Annotated in this window: 19 protein-coding genes, 1 pseudogene and 2 other annotated features; of the genes and pseudogenes, 8 read left to right on the top strand and 12 right to left on the bottom strand. The window is 35.8% G+C overall.

Translation table 11 applies throughout. From position 1 onward, the window contains the following. Positions 1–98: 98 nt before the first annotated feature. Together MHH42_RS22055 and MHH42_RS22060 are read left to right on the top strand one after the other, a co-directional pair. Positions 99–932, top strand: a complete 834-nt coding sequence (locus tag MHH42_RS22055; protein WP_000706708.1) for a GNAT family N-acetyltransferase — start codon at positions 99–101, stop codon at positions 930–932. A gap of 15 nt (positions 933–947) precedes the next feature. Then, positions 948–1,832 carry an alpha/beta fold hydrolase gene (locus MHH42_RS22060; RefSeq protein ID WP_000808868.1) on the top strand — a complete coding sequence of 295 codons (885 nt, stop codon included), beginning with the start codon at positions 948–950 and terminating at the stop codon, positions 1,830–1,832. Between the two features lie 41 nt (positions 1,833–1,873). Here MHH42_RS22060 and MHH42_RS22065 read toward each other — a convergent pair whose 3' ends face one another. The 3 genes and pseudogenes from MHH42_RS22065 to MHH42_RS22075 form a co-directional block, all read right to left on the bottom strand. Continuing rightward, positions 1,874–2,374: a DoxX family protein gene (locus MHH42_RS22065; RefSeq protein WP_000236610.1), complete on the bottom strand. Its 501-nt coding sequence runs from the start codon at positions 2,372–2,374 to the stop codon at positions 1,874–1,876. A gap of 264 nt (positions 2,375–2,638) precedes the next feature. Beyond that, positions 2,639–3,175, bottom strand: a complete 537-nt coding sequence (locus MHH42_RS22070) for a hypothetical protein (protein ID WP_000935637.1) — start codon at positions 3,173–3,175, stop codon at positions 2,639–2,641. Positions 3,176–3,193: 18 nt separating this feature from the next. Further along, positions 3,194–3,797 (bottom strand): annotated as a pseudogene (locus MHH42_RS22075) (histidine phosphatase family protein). Positions 3,798–3,966: 169 nt separating this feature from the next. Between MHH42_RS22075 and MHH42_RS22080 the strand changes: the two are divergent. Beyond that, positions 3,967–4,305: a hypothetical protein gene (locus MHH42_RS22080; RefSeq protein WP_000871278.1), complete on the top strand. Its 339-nt coding sequence runs from the start codon at positions 3,967–3,969 to the stop codon at positions 4,303–4,305. A 70-nt stretch (positions 4,306–4,375) separates the two neighbouring features. Beyond that, a complete protein-coding gene (locus MHH42_RS22085; protein ID WP_000071861.1) occupies positions 4,376–4,498 on the top strand; it encodes a DUF4023 domain-containing protein in 123 nt (40 codons plus the stop codon). A gap of 41 nt (positions 4,499–4,539) precedes the next feature. On the opposite strand, the gene MHH42_RS22090 is transcribed toward MHH42_RS22085, so the two are convergent. After that, entirely contained in the window at positions 4,540–5,778 is a 1,239-nt protein-coding gene (locus MHH42_RS22090; protein ID WP_000819442.1) for an eIF2A-related protein, read from the bottom strand. A gap of 228 nt (positions 5,779–6,006) precedes the next feature. On the opposite strand from MHH42_RS22090, the gene MHH42_RS22095 reads away from it, so the two are divergent. From MHH42_RS22095 to MHH42_RS22105, 3 genes are all read left to right on the top strand, one after another. Next, a complete protein-coding gene (locus MHH42_RS22095) occupies positions 6,007–8,754 on the top strand; it encodes a S8 family serine peptidase (protein WP_070189716.1) in 2,748 nt (915 codons plus the stop codon). 70 nt (positions 8,755–8,824) lie between these two features. Then, positions 8,825–9,054: a binding site (T-box leader), on the top strand. Positions 9,055–9,105: 51 nt separating this feature from the next. Then, positions 9,106–9,333: a binding site (T-box leader), on the top strand. 161 nt (positions 9,334–9,494) lie between these two features. Then, positions 9,495–11,249 carry an aromatic amino acid hydroxylase gene (locus MHH42_RS22100; RefSeq protein ID WP_000162268.1) on the top strand — a complete coding sequence of 585 codons (1,755 nt, stop codon included), beginning with the start codon at positions 9,495–9,497 and terminating at the stop codon, positions 11,247–11,249. Next, positions 11,230–11,544, top strand: coding sequence for a 4a-hydroxytetrahydrobiopterin dehydratase (locus tag MHH42_RS22105; protein ID WP_000979552.1), 315 nt, complete (start codon positions 11,230–11,232; stop codon positions 11,542–11,544). The genes MHH42_RS22100 and MHH42_RS22105 overlap by 20 nt, the downstream gene beginning before the upstream one ends. A gap of 16 nt (positions 11,545–11,560) precedes the next feature. Here the strand turns inward: MHH42_RS22105 and MHH42_RS22110 are convergent, their stop codons facing one another. Both MHH42_RS22110 and MHH42_RS22115 read right to left on the bottom strand, forming a co-directional pair. Further along, complete coding sequence (locus MHH42_RS22110) at positions 11,561–12,418, bottom strand: VOC family protein (RefSeq protein ID WP_000009832.1); 858 nt, start codon at positions 12,416–12,418, stop codon at positions 11,561–11,563. A gap of 22 nt (positions 12,419–12,440) precedes the next feature. Beyond that, a complete protein-coding gene (locus MHH42_RS22115; protein ID WP_001071553.1) occupies positions 12,441–12,845 on the bottom strand; it encodes a DoxX family protein in 405 nt (134 codons plus the stop codon). A 156-nt stretch (positions 12,846–13,001) separates the two neighbouring features. On the opposite strand from MHH42_RS22115, the gene MHH42_RS22120 reads away from it, so the two are divergent. Next, positions 13,002–13,547: a helix-turn-helix domain-containing protein gene (locus MHH42_RS22120; protein WP_340894125.1), complete on the top strand. Its 546-nt coding sequence runs from the start codon at positions 13,002–13,004 to the stop codon at positions 13,545–13,547. Between the two features lie 38 nt (positions 13,548–13,585). Here MHH42_RS22120 and MHH42_RS22125 read toward each other — a convergent pair whose 3' ends face one another. The 6 genes from MHH42_RS22125 to MHH42_RS22150 form a co-directional block, all read right to left on the bottom strand. Next, positions 13,586–13,963 carry a MaoC/PaaZ C-terminal domain-containing protein gene (locus MHH42_RS22125; protein WP_000025016.1) on the bottom strand — a complete coding sequence of 126 codons (378 nt, stop codon included), beginning with the start codon at positions 13,961–13,963 and terminating at the stop codon, positions 13,586–13,588. Positions 13,964–14,087: 124 nt separating this feature from the next. After that, complete coding sequence (locus MHH42_RS22130) at positions 14,088–14,546, bottom strand: GNAT family N-acetyltransferase (protein ID WP_000276121.1); 459 nt, start codon at positions 14,544–14,546, stop codon at positions 14,088–14,090. A 56-nt stretch (positions 14,547–14,602) separates the two neighbouring features. Next, positions 14,603–15,109 (bottom strand): GNAT family N-acetyltransferase, encoded by a 507-nt coding sequence (locus MHH42_RS22135; protein WP_000469138.1) that lies wholly within the window; start codon positions 15,107–15,109, stop codon positions 14,603–14,605. 308 nt (positions 15,110–15,417) lie between these two features. Next, positions 15,418–15,813, bottom strand: coding sequence for an ankyrin repeat domain-containing protein (locus MHH42_RS22140; protein ID WP_000556701.1), 396 nt, complete (start codon positions 15,811–15,813; stop codon positions 15,418–15,420). Continuing rightward, a complete protein-coding gene (locus tag MHH42_RS22145) occupies positions 15,780–16,598 on the bottom strand; it encodes an ABC transporter ATP-binding protein (RefSeq protein WP_070173786.1) in 819 nt (272 codons plus the stop codon). Before MHH42_RS22145 ends, MHH42_RS22140 begins: the two co-directional genes overlap by 34 nt. Further along, positions 16,585–17,613 (bottom strand): FecCD family ABC transporter permease, encoded by a 1,029-nt coding sequence (locus MHH42_RS22150; RefSeq protein ID WP_070173787.1) that lies wholly within the window; start codon positions 17,611–17,613, stop codon positions 16,585–16,587. Before MHH42_RS22150 ends, MHH42_RS22145 begins: the two co-directional genes overlap by 14 nt. Positions 17,614–17,616: the final 3 nt, after the last annotated feature.

Genomic DNA, 17,616 nt, shown 5'->3' on the forward strand with positions numbered 1-17,616 from the left:
TCTAAATATAAACAAGTTGGATTTCCTTTAACGTAAACCTCTTATTTTACATTTCGAATCTATTTTTATGAAAACAAATAGAAATGTGGTGTACTTTTATGAAAATAGTAAAGCTAAATGAATCTTTCATTGTTGAATTACTCAATCTTTGCAAATCTGTTGGATGGTTACAAGATGAAATCTTTATGAAAAAACAATTCAAAATGTACCTCTCTATTGGCACACTTGTAGGTTATATTCATGAAAATAAACTCATTGCAACTGGAGGTGTATTTCCCTTTACAAGTAGCTTTTCTTCCATTGGCATGTTAATCGTTCATCCTCATTTTCAAGGACGAGGAATTGGACGTATGTTACTAGATAGCTGTTTGAAACACGCTCACTCAAAACAACCAATTGCACTTATTGCAACAAAAGCTGGCGAGCCCTTATACACATCATGCGGATTTCAAACAGTAACGACGATACATCGTTTTGAAAAACAAACTACTAAGACGAATACCGTTCAAACACAACAAGTGAAAGAAAAAGACCTTATCTCTATTACCTCTCTCGATGAAATTGTAACTGGTGCCAATCGCTCTCTACTCTACTCATTATTATTACCAAGAGCTGTACACTCTTTTAAAATTGAGAGAAATAACTGTATAGAAGCTTTTTCCTTCTGTATACAGAAAGGGAATATTTTATGTATCAATCCACTTATCGCAAAACAAGAGGAAGATGCTATTCGATTATTAAAAAAGATTTGTGAGTGTTGGCATGGTATCGTACGAATTGATGTCCCGCATTCACAATTTACATTTCGTAACTTTCTTCAAACAGACAATTTCCAAGAAACGCTCCTTTCACCTCTTATGATAAAAAATGGTAGCCAACTTCCTGGAAATCGTAATATGCTATTTGCTGTGATAGATACAGCATTATGTTAGAAAGGAGACAACTAATTGAAGCAGTTTAGCTATTTTATGGTAGGTTGTCTTACTCTTACACTATTAGTAGGATGTAGTGCAGCAGAAAAGCCAGTAGAACAAGTAAAACAAGTTAAAAATACAATTACAGCAAAACTAGCTACCGAGGAAAAAATGGTAGAAATAGACGGTCAAACGATTTACTTTAAAAAAATCGGTAATGAAAAACCACCTTTACTTATGATCCATGGATTTGGAGGATCATCAGATGGTTTCCAAAAGATTTATTCCGATTTAGCAAAAGATCATACGATTATTTCTGTAGATGCTTTAGGATTCGGGCGTTCATCTAAGCCGATGGATTTTTATTATTCTTTCCCAACTCATGCAAATTTGTATTATAAGTTAATGAAAAAACTAGGGTATGATTCATTCGCAATATTAGGGCATTCGATGGGTGGAGAAATTTCTCTTAATTTAACATATTTATACCCTGAAGCGGTTACCCACCTTATTTTAACTGACGCTACAGGTGGCCCTCATACATTCGTTCATAAACAAGGATCACCAAAGCCACAGTTGTCGACTGATTTAAGTGCCGTTTCTTCAATTGCAGATTATGATGAGAGCAAAGTGAAATTCAAGCGTAATGATGAAGAGCATTATAATAAAATGAAGTTATGGCCTAGACGACTTAAAATCAATGCAAATGAAATGAAACAACCAACTTTAATTATATGGGGAAGAAATGATAGTAGCGTTTCTTGGAAAGAAGGAGAAACGTATCACCAATTCTTAACAAACAGCACTTTACATATTATTGAAAAAGGTTATCACGCACCATTTCGCCAAGAACCACAAGAATTTGTAGGGTATGTAAAAGACTTCTTTAACAATAATCCGATCCAATTTGAAAAATAACATAAACGGGTATCTCATTTTGAGATACCCGTTTTCATATATTAAGCAGCTTGCTTTTGACGTTTTTGAGTTTTTGATCCCAATACTTTCGGGATAATGAAACCATCCATTCCAAATTTCCCAGCGTTCATACCGGAAACAAGAACAAACATAGATAAGATAACCATCTCAGGGTTCACACCGATTGACCCACTAAACATATAGGAAAAGTTCATTACAAGGCCAAAAAAGACCGCTGTTTTTGTTAAACAGCCTACAATTAAACCAATTCCAACTAAAATTTCTCCCCATGTTACAAGTGTATTAAACAAATCTACATTTGGAATTGCAAATTCTTGTAAAAATGATGCCCACCAAGATTGAACAGCCGGTTGTGCTCCTTTAGATTTTTCAATTGCACCTTGTAAATAACCCGTTGCATCGAATCCTTTTCCTTGTAGTTTACCAATTCCAGCCATTAACCATGTGTAACCAAGATATACTCGAATTACTGCTAATACAAAAGAAACTGCTTTGTTTTCTCTTAAAAATTGAATAACCATATCTTCCTCCTAAAGGTGTAATTAAGTCAGTTACAGATAATATAATAACATTAGTTACTTATTTTTCAAACGTTAATTATGAATAATTTGTGTCATACATATTAAACATTAAAAACTAACGTTTATATAGTAACTTTTATTACCTATAAAAACTTGAACATATCATACCACAGGTGATAATCATTTTCATTGAAAAAATTGTAAAAAAAATGTGTGCTAAATGTGAAACGTGTTTATTCTATATTTAAATAAACACGTCTCGCACTACTTATATAATCGAAAAGTATCGGTCTCTTCATCAATTAATCTCGCTTCTTGAAAGGCTTCTTCTAACGTTTTGTCATGGTTAATAACACTGTAAAATAAGCGTATTGTAAACATAAGCGCTGCATTCCCATCTACGTAATCTATCGACCCAATATACGATTTCGCGCCACTATATAAAAATGATTCTGCTAATTTCCCCTCCCCTAACGTGCACCCACTATTTACAATATGTGTATTATGCAATTTTGCATATTTATAAATTTCTTTCGCTCCAAAGTTCCCTCTCGGTTCATCTTGTTCGTAAATATCTTCACCTAACTCTTCCATGACAAACTTTCCTTCCTCACCATGAAAGCAAAAAACAACATAATTGATATCGTTATATAAGTTCTTTCCAGAAAGAATTTCCACGAAATCATTCGGCCTACCAATCCAATATGTCACAACTCTTGCCCCAAAATATTCAAGCGATGCTCGGATTGATTGTGCCTCTAAATCAGAATTAAAGCCAACTACTAGTGCAACATTCAACATACACCCTCCATCCTATAATTAGATCTCCTCAATCAAACTATTAAGGGATACATCCATTTTATATATACCCGTTTCTTTCAAAAAATCAGATCTAGTTAAAACGACTTTCTGTAAATATTGCCGATACGCTGTAATTGTCCCGTCGTGAGATACAATGCAAATTCTTTCCGCCCCCCAGCTCATAACACCAAAGAAGAAATTCATCTACTATTTGCTGAAAACGATTCTCTGAAATAGTATTTATACCTTCCGTCCATAACTGCTTATTTGTACTTTTCGCAATCGAAAAATGTGGAAATAAATTTGTTATTATTCCTTGATCTACTATGTGATCACATGGTAATGTTTTCGCTCCTTCTCGATAAGGAAAAATACGTGGGGATGCATATGGATGAACGATTTTTTGACAAGCTACTTTCTCACTCCATATCGCCGCCGTTTGTAAAGTTCTAAGTGTAGGGCTAGCGATTAATATATCTGTTTTCTGTAATGGTACATTGAATTGAATGAATCCAGCCTGATTCCTTCCCTCATCCGTTAATGATGGATTCAACATTTGTAAACTTGCCGGCAAATCCTTTGTATGTTCTCCTTCACCGTGCCGAACAAAGACGAGTTTCATACCCATCCTCCTCTCTCCATGAAATCCTTCAACATAATTTCTTCCCTATCTCATTCATTATTCCTGCTATAAAAAAACAATATGTAAAAAGTATTTGACATAAATAACAGGAAAATATTACAATTGCATATGTAAAATACTTTTTACAAGGAAGAGGGGAATTATAAATATGAAATGGATAACCATCTTAATTGGAATGATTATATGGGGATATATAAACGGATTTTTTAGTAGTGATAAAACTGCTAATCCTTGGATTACAGATGATGAACGAGAAACAAAAATTAAACAGAAAGCAATTATTGCAAGCTGGTCCGGTGTTTTTATGTTTTGTACCATTAACCTCTTAAACAAATGGTTAGGTGTAGAAACAAACAATACATCACCTTACTTACCATCTTCTATCGCAACTATTTTAAAAGAAAATATAGAGTTACAAATTTTATTTATGCTATTTATTACGTATGGCATCTTTTACATATACTACCGAAGAAAATTAAGCGCTTAACTTTTTATCTCATGATTATCCTCCTAAATGGTTATAGTAATTAGGACGAAATGAAAGGAGCGATAGAAAAATGAGTAACTCGAATGATTTTTTAGATACACTGCATGAAAAACAAGCAAAAGATGAACAAAATAGAAAACGTCAGGGGAACGGAAACCCAGCGAAAAAGAAGCCAAATAAAACACATAAATAACAATAAAAAACCTGCCTAAAATTATCTTTTAGGCAGGTTTTTTATTCTTCTTTCACCGAGATAACATTTTCCCAATTCCATTTCTCATAATACCACTCTGGTACATCTATATTTTCAATCCACTTCATTTCATGCTTTCCATCTTTATGAGCAAGCCATACATCCGCTTTCTTACGGTCTGAACGTATCCATATTAATTGATTACTCTTATTCATGAAGAGCGGATGATAATCTCCTTGCCTATGAGGTGGCTTTGTGATTCGATGTTGTTCGTCGCTTGTACTATCGATTTCATATAAAGATGGTAGTGGTCTTTTTTCTGGTGGAGTTTCTATCCCCGCCTCTTTTGCTCGTGAAACGATAATTACGTTATCATTCTTCCATGTAAAATCCCAATCGACATATCCTTTCGGTGTAAATGTGTTCTGTTGAAGTGCTGGCAATTCTTTTACTTTTAAATGTTTATTCTCTAACGCAACTCTCCCGCTTCCTTCAATATAGGCCAATATATTGTTGGCTGGCGCCCATTTGAACCATTGTGTGTTTAATAACATTTGATCTACCTTTTCAAAACGACTACCATCTGCACGAACTAAGCAAAGCGTATTGCTATCAGCTGACCATGAAGCTGTCGGTACTGCTAAAAATGAAATCCACTTTTGATCTGGCGACCACTGAAAGCCACTTGCAACTAATGCTAGGAAATCATCATGTTCATTTGGTAATGCATACAAATGCTTCATTTTATGAGGATTCATATGTGCATCTTTTTGTACTTCATATAGCTGGGCTCCTGTCCACCCTGTTGGAAGTAAATGTGCTTCAGATGATACAAAAAACTTCTTTCCATCAGGATACCATGCATAATCTCCTACACCTGCCGATACATTTTCAAAATCTGTATTCTTTTTTTCTACATCAAATGTATTTAATGTACCTGTAAATATAAATGCAATTATATTTTCTGTTGGTGACCATTGATAATTCGATGCTTCTGAGTGAAACGGCGTAACTTTCTTTCCATCTTTCAGCCGATATAACTCAAGACTACCTTCTTTCTTTCCTTTTACATATGCCAGCCACTCTCCATCATGAGACCACTTTGGCCCTGTTATATACTCTCCTTTTGTAAGTTGTTTCTCTTTCCCCTCAACTTTAATCCAGAGGTCATGATGACGAATAAAAGCAATTTTCGCTTCATTATTTTCTGCGCTACTATTAATGATTGAACATAAAAATAAGACTAACATTGTACCAACGCTTACTATGAACCGTTTCATAATACCCCTCCATTTCCCTCATAGCATTCCTCAATGTCCACCTACAATATGTAAAAAATACCTATTCGACATAATCAGAAAAAATTTCCCAAGAAATTTTAAATTCATAGAGGATTGGTATGAATTATGTCGAAAATATAGTTTATCTAACATCCGATTATGTAATTTGAGATAAATTTGTAAGATTATTTTTCGGAATATTAGCACTTTTTATCAGGGGGAGTTTCTATGAAAAAAACTACATCTACACTACTGAGTATGGCGCTCGTCTTTTCCAGTTTTGGAGCTTTAAGCGCCCATGCTGAATCACTGCAAAAAGAGAAGCAATTTAGTCCACAGTTAAAAGCAAACATTACACAATGGGGAGAAAATAAAATTGCGCAAAATGTTGAAACAAAAACATCAAAAGAAATATCTGTCATTGTAGAATTGCAACATGCTCCACTCGCTTCACAAAGTAACATTCAACATGCTCCAGATTTACAAAATAATAATGCCCAGTCTTATCATGCGCAACTAAAAAAAGCACAAGAAGATACTACTAAGAAAATAAAAGAAAAAGCACCGAAAGCAACGATAAAAGAAACGTATAGTACGTTATTTTCTGGGTTTTCTATCTCTATTCCAGGGGATCAAATTACCGCTCTAGCTTCTTTACCTGAAGTAAAAGCAATTTATCCAAACTTAACATACAAATTACATGAAACGTCAAAAAGTCCGGCTAATCAAGAAACACCAAATATTGGAGGACCGACAGTTGGTGCGCCTGAAGCTTGGAATTCAAAAGATCCGACTGGCAAACCACTTGATGGAAAAGGAATGAAAGTCGCTATTATCGATTCAGGTGTAGACTATACACACCCTGATTTAAAAGCAAATTATATCGGCGGCTATGATACAGTCGATGAAGATAATGATCCGATGGACGGAAACGTACACGGTACTCATGTTGCTGGAATTATCGCTGGTAATGGAAAAATAAAAGGGATTGCTCCAAATGCCTCTATACTTGCTTACCGTGTCATGAATGATGGGGGTACTGGTACAACCGAAGATATTATTCAAGGTATTGAGCATGCTATTCAAGATGGTGCCGATGTTTTAAATCTATCTCTTGGTCAAGATTTAAATGTACCCGATCAACCTGTAACAATGACGCTAGAACGTGCGGCGAAACTTGGTGTTACTGCGGTCGTATCAAATGGAAATGATGGACCCAAACCTTGGTCTGTAGATGCACCTGGGAATGCAAGTAGTGTCATCTCTGTTGGAGCATCTACAGTTTCTATTCCATTTCCAACATTCCAAGTAGCTGGTTCCAATAAATCTTACCAAGGATTACCGTTATCAAAATCGGATTTCCAAGTAGGAAACGATGCCCAGCTTGTATATGTTGGATACGGTAATCCAAGTGATTACGCTAAACAAGATGTAAAAGGTAAGTTCGCGCTTGTCTTACAAGGGACTTCGAGCACGTTAGTAAAAGCAGAACAAGCAAAACAAGCTGGCGCTCTCGGCGTGCTACTAATTTCTAACGAAAAAGAAATTAATATTATGCCAGAATATTTTGGTCGTGAAGAAGTAGCTCTTCCTGTTATGCAGCTATCCAATACGAATGGCGAAGAGTTGAAAAATTTAATTACAAAACGAAAGAAAAATATAAAAATTGGACAACCAAAACAAACAGAACTTATTGGTAATTTTAGTTCAAGGGGACCATCACAAGGAAGTTGGCTTATAAAGCCTGATGTTGTTGCACCTGGCGTACAAATTACAAGTACAGTACCAAGAGGTGGCTATGAATCTCACAATGGGACAAGTATGGCTGCGCCGCAAGTAGCTGGAGCCGTTGCTCTATTACGTCAAATGCATCCTGATTGGACGACAGAACAATTAAAATCATCTCTTGCCAATACAGCCGAAACATTAAAAGACGTAAATGAAAACACATATCCTGTTATGACACAAGGATCGGGCTTAATTAATATTCCAAAAGCAGTAAAAGCGGACGCATTAGTTACACCAAACAATGTAAGTTTCGGTCTAATTAAACCAAATAGCGGAAAAGTAAAATTAACACAAAATATTACATTACAAAATCTTTCTAGCAAAAAGAAAAACTTTTCAACTCGCATTGAACTATTAGATACAAAAACGAAAGTTCAAACTTCTTTCGCTTCTTCTGTGAGCGTAAAACCGAATAGTAACATAGAAAAACCTTTTACCATTACTGTGGATAGTTCTTTGCCACAAGGTGTATATACAGGGAATGTATATGTAAAAGAACAAGGTAAGACAGAAGAAATACGTATTCCATTTACATTTAGCATTGATCCAAAAGAATACAAACGTATTGATGGCCTTGAAATTGTTAATTCTACTTTCAGTCCAAATAATGACCAAATACTAGATGACAACCTTATCAATTACTATTTAGTTACACCCGTTGAGGATGTAACGTTTCACGCTAATTTAATTACGAAAGACCGAGTAACCTATCAAGGTATCGTTTATCAAGGTAAAAATGAAACACCAGGTTATAAATCTTTCAAATGGAATGGTACAAAAGTTGGTGGATCCCCTCTGCCTGACGGCTTATACCAAATTGAAGCTGTTGCTTCTAATTCTGGTGGAGAAACGAAACAAACAGGGGCTGTGTTTGTCGACCGCACTGCACCTAAATTAACACACGAAGTTGATCAAGAAAATCTCATAATTAGAGGGAAAGTAACTGATATACTGTTAGATTGGATGACAGAATCCGGATGGGTTGCTCCAGGGCATCCTGTCACGATACAATATGAAATTAACGGGAATGGTACATGGGAAAATGCATTCCTGAACCATTGGGAGAAAAACTACGAAATTTATTTCGATCGTAGTCAATTACAGCAAGGAAAGAATACAATTCACATTGTAGCAACTGATGCCGCTGGAAATACATCTAATTTGAATGTTGATTTAGAAGTAAAATAATTAAATTATTGTTGACAATCTTTTAAAAATAGTTTTATAATACGAAACATAGTTTAGTTGAACGAATTATATATCGGCTTTGAAGGAATACTAGTAGCGACTTATATCCCTGTCTTAGAGAACTGATGGTTGGTGTAAATCAGTACATATACAAGCGTGAATTACAATTCTGGAGCTTCTTTCCCGTAGTGCACATAGTGCATGAAGAGGAAGACGGATCTTTCCGTTATCTTAAAGTGAGTGGTAAACAATTTTTATGTTTACAATTAGGGTGGTACCGCGATTTTTATCGTCCCTATCGGATTTTCCGATAGGGGCTTTTTTGCGTCCTTCCCTTTTATACAACTTCATATATACGCATTGAAAGAATCGCAGTAGTATATTATATCCCTGTTACAGAGAGCTAGTGGTCGGTGGAAATTAGCACATATATAAGTACGAATTACAATTCTGGAGCTTCTTTTTCGTAGTGCTTTTATGCATGAAGGAAAAGACGGAGTTTTTCCGTTATCATGAATTGAGATGTAAGTGTATTTTCACTTACAAATAGGGTGGTACCGCGATTCTTTCGCCCCTATCGGATGTTCCGATAGGGGCTTTTTCTATTTCTCAAAGAAACAAATGTTAAATAATTCCGAATCTTATGATAAAATTTTATAAGCGCTTACAATTTGAAAGGGGGTGATATAAGCTATACGAAACTCATATTCAATTTTATAGAAAACAAGGAGGATGTCTAAATGACAAAGAAAATAGAAATCCCATCGCATTTAAAACCATTCGTATCCACACAACATTATGATCAATACACACCGGTGAATCACGCTGTGTGGCGTTACATTATGAGACAAAATCATAGCTTCTTAAAAGACGTTGCCCATCCAGCCTATGTGAATGGACTACAATCATCTGGTATTAATATAGATGCAATTCCAAAGGTAGAAGAAATGAATGAATGCTTAGCACCAAGCGGCTGGGGAGCTGTAACAATTGATGGCCTTATTCCTGGCGTCGCATTTTTCGATTTTCAGGGGAACGGATTACTACCAATTGCAACAGATATTCGTAAAGTAGAAAATATCGAGTACACACCAGCTCCAGATATTGTACACGAAGCGGCAGGACACGCACCGATTTTACTTGATCCTACATATGCAAAATATGTGAAACGTTTTGGGCAAATTGGTGCAAAAGCTTTCTCTACAAAAGAAGAACATGATGCATTTGAAGCTGTTCGTACATTAACGATTGTCAAAGAAAGCCCTACTTCTACTCCTGATGAAGTTAAGGCTGCTGAAAATGCTGTAATTGAAAAACAAAACTTAGTTTCTGGTTTATCAGAAGCTGAACAAATTTCACGTCTTTTCTGGTGGACAGTGGAGTACGGATTAATTGGAAATATTGACGATCCAAAAATTTACGGTGCTGGTCTTCTTTCCTCTGTCGGCGAAAGCAAACATTGCTTAACAGATGCTGTAGAAAAAGTTCCTTTCTCAATTGAAGCTTGCACAGGGACAACTTATGATGTGACAAAAATGCAACCACAGCTATTTGTTTGTCAATCATTTGAAGAGTTAACTGAGGCGCTTGAGACGTTCTCTGAAACGATGGCATTCAAAACAGGTGGCACAGAAGGATTAGAAAAAGCAATTCACTCCGAAAATCATGCCACAACTGAGTTAAGTAGCGGATTACAAATTACGGGCACATTTACAGAAACAATTAAAAATGATGCCGGCGAAGTCATTTACATGCGAACAAGCTCTCCAACTGCATTAGCAATTCATAATAAGCAGTTGGCAAATCATTCTACCTCTGTACACAGTGATGGATTCGGGACACCGATCGGATTACTAAATGGTAATATCGCACTAGAAGATTGTACAGAAGAAAAGTTACATTCATTAGGCATTACAATTGGAAACAGCGCAGATTTTACTTTTGCAAGTGACATTCATGTAAAAGGAACAGTAACTGATATTGTAAAGAATGATAATAAAATTGCCCTTATCTCGTTTATAGATTGTACAGTTACTTATAAAGATCGTTTACTATTTGATGCTTCATGGGGCGCATTTGATATGGCTGTTGGCTCACAAATCACTTCAGTATTCCCAGGTGCCGCAGATGCAGCAGCATTTTTCCCAATGGATGAAGAAGTTCAAGAAATTCCTGCTCCACTTGTACTGAATGAACTTGAACGTATGTATCAAACAGTTCGAGATATTCGAAGTGAGGGGATTTTACACGACGCGCATATCGATCAATTAGTAGCAATTCAAGAAGTATTAAATACATTTTATGCGAAAGAATGGCTGCTTCGCCTTGAAATATTAGAATTACTTTTAGAGCATAACAAAGGGCATGAAACATCTGCAGCATTACTACATCAACTTTCTACTTTCACAACTGACGAAGCTGTAACACGCCTTATTAACAATGGTCTTACGTTACTTCCAGTAAAGGGTGTGAGAAATGATGCTAAGATTAACTGAAGAAGAAGTTCGCGAGGAGTTATTGAAGGTAGATAAATGGATGGTAAAAGATGAGAAATGGATTGAACGAAAATATATGTTTTCCGACTACTTAAAAGGAGTCGAATTTGTCTCTGAAGCCGCCAAACTATCAGAAGAACATAATCACCATCCATTTATCCTTATCCAGTATAAAGCAGTTATTATTACTTTGTCATCTTGGAATGCAAAAGGTTTAACGAAACTAGATTTTGAGCTTGCAAAACAATTTGATGAACTATTTTTACAAAACGAAAATGCAATTATAAGAAAATAAAAAAAGAGAAGCCTTTTTAGGCTTCTCTTTTTATTTTGAAATGGATACAATGTCCAAATGGATCCTCGACTTGTAATATTCCATCTTTGTACGTAGCAATTTTGCCAATATTTTTTAAGCTTTCACATACTTGCTCTTTTTGTTTTTCATCCGCTAGTACAATTGTGAAATATTTCAAACCAACAGAACCTGGCATTTGCGGTGGTACCCCTTCACCTTGCCACGTATTTAAACCGATATGATGATGATAACCACCTGCTGATACGAACAACGCTCCATTACGAGCTGGGATCGTTATTTCAAAACCAAGACCATCAACATAGAAACGTTTCGCTTCCTCTAAATCAGCTACATGGAAATGAATATGCCCCATCACAGTACCAGCTGGAAATCCATTCCATGTACTTCCTTGCTGTAATAATTCTTCACCAGCTAACGGGTTACTAACAAATGGGAGTTCTCCATTCTCATCACGCCAAACTTCTTTTTGTCGATCATGATAAATTTCAATCCCATTTCCATCTGGATCAGCTAAATAAAGAGCTTCACTAAAGTAATGATCGGCTCCACCATGTAGTGGATATACCATCTCTACAAGATGACGAAGAACATTCGCTAAATCCTGCCTACTTGGTAATAAAATTGCGTAATGATATAACCCTGTTCTTGCTCTTTGCTTCGGAAAAGCTTCTTTCTTTTCTTCAATGATAAGAAGTGGTTCATCATTTTCATTCCCAAATGTAACGACTGCTTCTTCTTCTTTTAGCACCTTCATACTTAGTACTTCCGTATAAAACTCTAGTGATTTCTTTACATTAGATACGTATAAATGAACAACATCAAGTGTTGTATCGGGATGAAGTTGAAAACTCATCTTGTTAGCCCCCCCATTTAAATTAGTTCTTCTTTGACATTTTTTCTTTTAAGAAATTATCTACAAAACCATCAGCTTTTGCAACAAATAAGTATGCACCCATTGCTAATAATGCAAGTTCTAATTCGAAACCAGGATTTTTTCCATCTCCCAATAAACCAGCTGACCATTTCACTTTTACGATTGCCCCAACCATAACAAGTGCAAATAATAATCCAATATATCTTACACCTAAACCTAGAATTAATAATAGGCCTCCAACTAATTCAAATGTTGCTACACCGTATGCCAGTCCTCCTGGTAAACCAATGCTTGTAAACCACCCTGCAATATTGTCAATTCCTGATTGGAATTTTGTTAAACCGTGCATAAAGAACGTTACCCCTAACACGATACGAATAATTAAGTTACCAATATGTTGATTCATTTCTTTCTCTCCTTTATAGTTTTCTTATATAAAACTTTTATTCACATTACAAAACATACACTAATTTTTTTTATTCGTCAATTCATTTTCATTGGGAAAAAATATATTTTTTTTGCTATGATACAAATAGTTGTTTACAAAAAGGAGCTTGATTTTATGAATATTGGTTCTGCAATACGTGAAATTCGTCAACGTAGAGGCATAACAATTGCAAAAATTTGTGAAGGAACAGGTCTTTCTAAAGGCTTTATGAGTCAGGTTGAAAATAATAAAACATCACCATCTATCTCAACGTTAGAAACGATCTCAAATTTTTTAAACGTTCCCCTTCCCTATTTATTGTTAGAACAAAAAGATCGATTGAAAATTGTTAAAAAAGAAGAACGAAAATACAGTGTATACGGCAAAGATGAGCAAAGAATTGAACATGTTGCGGAGCAAGGTGGCCTTCGCCTGAATCTCGTAGAAATTCCTGCCGGGTTTCCGAAAGAAAACTCACCAAATGCCCATGAAGGTGAAGAGTGTCATCTTTTATTACGCGGAAAGCTAGAAGTTCAACATGGTGAAGATATTGCAATTGTAGAAGAAGGTGATTCTTTCTCTTGGAATGCATGCGTTCCACATATTGTTCGTAATGTAGGAAAAGAATCCGCACTATTACTTATCTCTAGTCATGCGGAGAATCGAAAACGCGTTTACTAATCAATAAAAAAGAAGCCTGCTTCAAACAGGCTTCTTTTTTATTCTCGTATAATCCCGTAACTTGTCCCAACTAGCACCGTCTTTTCATGTTGATTGCGATAAACTGATTCGATTGAAACTTTTTTATACCCTTCCATTTGCTCTATATTTGTTAAAGTTAATTCACAAGTAATCGTATCCCCTGTAAAAACTGGTCTAATAAACTCACTTACTAATTCTCTTGCTATGTAATGTAACTCTTCGCCTACTTTCGTTCCAATGCTAGCAGTCAATAAACCATGAACCATTAATCGGCCATTCTCATCATATTCCATATGATGTCTCCCTTTATCACCTGTAATATTTGCAAATTCGAAAACTTCTTCCTCAGTAAATCTTCTTTCATATTTAAATACTTCCCCAACTTTTATACTCATTTTTATCCCCCTAATAATAAACTGAATTTTCTTTCATTTTATCATGAAATGAGTCTTAATTCATTTTCTATTACAAAAAATAATTAGAAATACTTATAACTGTATTTCTTTACTTTTCACCCATTTACCGATGACCATCTCTTTTTGCGATTTGGTATCCATAATACGCACATGTACCATTTCTGGATAACTCTCTAACTTCAAATCCACAACTTCTATAAAAATCAAAATTGTTCGCAGATGTATGTGCAAACCAATCACCATGGGGAAGCTTTTGTAAACAAAGAGCTACAAGTTTCTTACCCAATCCTTTCCCCCTATACTCACACTTCACAACCAAATTTACTATGTTAGCAACCATCATTTGATCAGAAATCACTCTAACCATCGCAACCATTTCTTCTTCATCCCAAATTGTGAAAGCCCATGTTGAATTTTCAAATGCAAGCGTAAATTTTTCAATTTGCCAAGAAGGGATATTATCATTACTCCAACCGGCATCTTCAAATAAAGTTTTAATTGCATATGCTGGTACTCCATTCGTTCCTTCACGGATAATAAGCCCATTATGGTAAATATACATGTAATCCCCCCTTTATTTTTATATACCATTCTTCAAAAGATGCAATTTACCTTTTTTCATCCAACTCGCTTAATCGAATAAACAAGAACATCCATCCCCTGAAATGAAGTTGTTTTCTCATAACTAAGCCCTGTTTTTCTAGCAACAAATATTGAGGCGGGATGGTTCGGATTAATAAGAGAAATTAATTTATTCATTTGTAATGCTTGGAAACCGTAGTCTCGAAATGCCGCAGCTGCTTCTTTCGCATACCCTTTTCCCCAATACTGAGGAAGTAACCAATAACCAATTTCAATTTCCTCTTTTCCATCTATCTTCTGCTTTACTAGTCCCGCATGACCAATTCGTATTCCCGTTTCCCTTTCAATCATTACAAATAAACCGAGACCATTTTTATAATTAGGAATTACCCACTCCTCCAAGCTTTTTTTGCATTGCATATATGTTTTTAACGTTCCATTTCCAATATAGCGCATTACCTTCTCGTTTCCCCATAGTGAAGCGTAGAACTGTAAATCATCCATTGTATATTTGCGAACTTGTAAACGATCTGTATGAAACATTTCTGCACTCCTTCCCACTAATGTGTTCTTTATTTCACGACCATATTTTACATGTATAATAAGTATTACTACCTATTATAAATGAACGAAACAAAAAATGCAGAATGTTCATTCTTTTACCCGATAAAAAAAGCAGTAGACAAATATTGTCTACTGCATCCATATCATAACTAGTACAAAGAAAACTACAATTGAGGGGGGTGTAGGATTTTCAAATATACTAGATACTTATCCCGTTCTAACGGGCGGTAAACTTTTCAATTATTTGAAAGTGAAAAGTTTACCGCACATAAGAACTTTTGCGGTCATTAAGAGAGCACTGTTAAGTAATCAAACACACGCTGTGCTTTTTCTCCACCCATTCGCGCATGTTGAAGAAGGGAAATACCATGTGGGCCAGATGCACGTAATGCTTCTGGTTGTGCTACTAAAATAGCTTGTACAACTTCTAACTCTCCAAGCATAGCTGCAGCAAAAATATCCATGCGAGCACCCTTTTCCAGTAAATAAAGAGCAATATCTTTACGACCTACATGTGCCGATGCTCCTAAGGCACTTTCCCAATCTGATCCGCCCCAATTGTAAGAGGCATGAAGTAAGCTGGGCGATTCAACCAACAGTTCCTGTACTTTTTCTAAATTTCCGTGAGCTGCCATAACAAATTCTCTTACTAACTCAGTGGTAATACGCTCTTCTGTATGCATCGCTCTTCTCCTTTTTTAGAAATTCGTTTCGGTGTAAAAAATGGTTTGTCACTTCCTTGAAAAATATCCACTTCTATACCAAATACATATTGAAACATTTCATGACATAATACTTCTTCTGGTACACCGTCATACTGAATCTCCCCTCGCTTTAATACGAGTAAACGATCACTATATTGAGTAGCTTGGTTAATGTCATGTAAAACCATTACAATTGTCATACCAAACTCCTCATTTAATCGTTTCACAAGTTCCATTACTTCCAACTGATGAACGATATCTAAAAAAGTTGTTGGCTCATCTAATAATAAAACATTCGTGCGTTGTGCTAGCGTCATTGCAATCCAAGCACGCTGCCTTTCTCCTCCTGATAAAGATTGTAAAAGACGATATTCATACCCTTCAAGATTTGTAACAGACAATGCCCAATTAACAATTTCTTCATCTTCTTTATTTAAGCGAACACTCCATGATTTATGGGGGCCTCTTCCAAATTCAATTAATTCTTTCACTGTTAAACCTAATTGATGATCATGCATTTGTGGTAACATCGCTAATTGCTTCGCTACATCGGCACTCTTCATCGTATGAATATTTTTCCCATCTAAAATGATTTCCCCTTCGCTTTGTTTAAGTAGCCTTGCCATTAAACGAAGCAAAGTAGATTTCCCCGATCCATTCGGTCCAATTAAACTAACAACTTCTCCAGCTTTAATATGTACATTCATATTTTGCATTTGAAATCTTTCAGAATGTGCGTAAAACACTTTTTCAACGGAAATCACGTTGTTTTCCTCCTCTATGAATTAAATATAAGAAGAACGGACCACCTAAGAAGGATAATAAAATACCAACAGGCAATTCGATTGGATCGAACCAACTTCGAGCTATCGCATCCGCAAAAACAAGTAATACCCCGCCGCCAAGACATGATAGAGGCAGCAAATATTTATAATCATTTCCAACTAATAAACGTAGCATATGCGGTACAACAAGACCGACAAACCCAATAAGTCCAGAAACACTAACTGCTATTCCAGCTAATAATGTACTTACTACGATTAAATAAAAACGACTTTTTTCCACGTTATGTCCTAATAACTTTGCTATTTCATCTCCAAGCATTAATACTCGAATATGCTTAATACCAAAGAAGGCTAATATAATAGCAAATATCGCATAATAAATAATCATATTTAAATGTGCCCAGCTTACACCACCAATGCCACCAGCTAACCACGGTAAAACAGATTGTACTTTGTCACTATGTAATAACATTAATGCTGACGTTGCTGCACCAATCAATGCATTAATCGACACACCTACTAAGACAATTCTTGAAGGTGGTGCCCCTTTTTGCCATGATAAAGCATAGATGACCATTGCTGTGATGAAAGCTCCTAAAAACGCCCCTAGCGGTAAAAAAGCCATGTGCTGAGGAAATAAAATCATAATTATAATTGCTACAAGACCCGCTCCAGATGAAACCCCGATAATACCAGGGTCTGCAAGAGGGTTTCTCATAACCCCTTGCAATAATGCACCTGATGTCGCTAAACACGTTCCTACTATAAATCCAACGAGCACCCTTGGTATACGAAGATCCCATACAATTCGATGAACTATCGAACCTTCATCTTGCATCCCTGTTAGGATGTCTCGTAAAGAAAAGGATAAACTTCCCGCGAAAAGACCGTAAAAAAGACCTAGAATCGTTAATACGACTAAAATAACTGCTATTCCCCATCTTTTTTTCGCAAAAGGATGTTCCTTTTCTCTTACTACTTCATTACTCTCCATACT

This window comes from Bacillus sp. FSL L8-0099 (assembly GCF_038006385.1).
GTDB lineage: Bacteria > Bacillota > Bacilli > Bacillales > Bacillaceae_G > Bacillus_A > Bacillus_A toyonensis.

What these genes read in the sequence shown, in the direction of transcription:
- MHH42_RS22055 (WP_000706708.1), top strand. Translation starts at nt 99, where the DNA reads ATGAAAATAGTAAAGCTAAATGAATCTTTCATTGTTGAATTACTCAAT.
- MHH42_RS22065 (WP_000236610.1), bottom strand. Translation starts at nt 2,374, where the DNA reads ATGGTTATTCAATTTTTAAGAGAAAACAAAGCAGTTTCTTTTGTATTA.
- MHH42_RS22070 (WP_000935637.1), bottom strand. Translation starts at nt 3,175, where the DNA reads ATGTTGAATGTTGCACTAGTAGTTGGCTTTAATTCTGATTTAGAGGCA.
- MHH42_RS22080 (WP_000871278.1), top strand. Translation starts at nt 3,967, where the DNA reads ATGAAATGGATAACCATCTTAATTGGAATGATTATATGGGGATATATA.
- MHH42_RS22085 (WP_000071861.1), top strand. Translation starts at nt 4,376, where the DNA reads ATGAGTAACTCGAATGATTTTTTAGATACACTGCATGAAAAACAAGCA.
- MHH42_RS22090 (WP_000819442.1), bottom strand. Translation starts at nt 5,778, where the DNA reads ATGAAACGGTTCATAGTAAGCGTTGGTACAATGTTAGTCTTATTTTTA.
- MHH42_RS22095 (WP_070189716.1), top strand. Translation starts at nt 6,007, where the DNA reads ATGAAAAAAACTACATCTACACTACTGAGTATGGCGCTCGTCTTTTCC.
- MHH42_RS22100 (WP_000162268.1), top strand. Translation starts at nt 9,495, where the DNA reads ATGACAAAGAAAATAGAAATCCCATCGCATTTAAAACCATTCGTATCC.
- MHH42_RS22105 (WP_000979552.1), top strand. Translation starts at nt 11,230, where the DNA reads ATGATGCTAAGATTAACTGAAGAAGAAGTTCGCGAGGAGTTATTGAAG.
- MHH42_RS22110 (WP_000009832.1), bottom strand. Translation starts at nt 12,418, where the DNA reads ATGAGTTTTCAACTTCATCCCGATACAACACTTGATGTTGTTCATTTA.
- MHH42_RS22115 (WP_001071553.1), bottom strand. Translation starts at nt 12,845, where the DNA reads ATGAATCAACATATTGGTAACTTAATTATTCGTATCGTGTTAGGGGTA.
- MHH42_RS22120 (WP_340894125.1), top strand. Translation starts at nt 13,002, where the DNA reads ATGAATATTGGTTCTGCAATACGTGAAATTCGTCAACGTAGAGGCATA.
- MHH42_RS22125 (WP_000025016.1), bottom strand. Translation starts at nt 13,963, where the DNA reads ATGAGTATAAAAGTTGGGGAAGTATTTAAATATGAAAGAAGATTTACT.
- MHH42_RS22130 (WP_000276121.1), bottom strand. Translation starts at nt 14,546, where the DNA reads ATGTATATTTACCATAATGGGCTTATTATCCGTGAAGGAACGAATGGA.
- MHH42_RS22135 (WP_000469138.1), bottom strand. Translation starts at nt 15,109, where the DNA reads ATGTTTCATACAGATCGTTTACAAGTTCGCAAATATACAATGGATGAT.
- MHH42_RS22140 (WP_000556701.1), bottom strand. Translation starts at nt 15,813, where the DNA reads ATGCATACAGAAGAGCGTATTACCACTGAGTTAGTAAGAGAATTTGTT.
- MHH42_RS22150 (WP_070173787.1), bottom strand. Translation starts at nt 17,613, where the DNA reads ATGGAGAGTAATGAAGTAGTAAGAGAAAAGGAACATCCTTTTGCGAAA.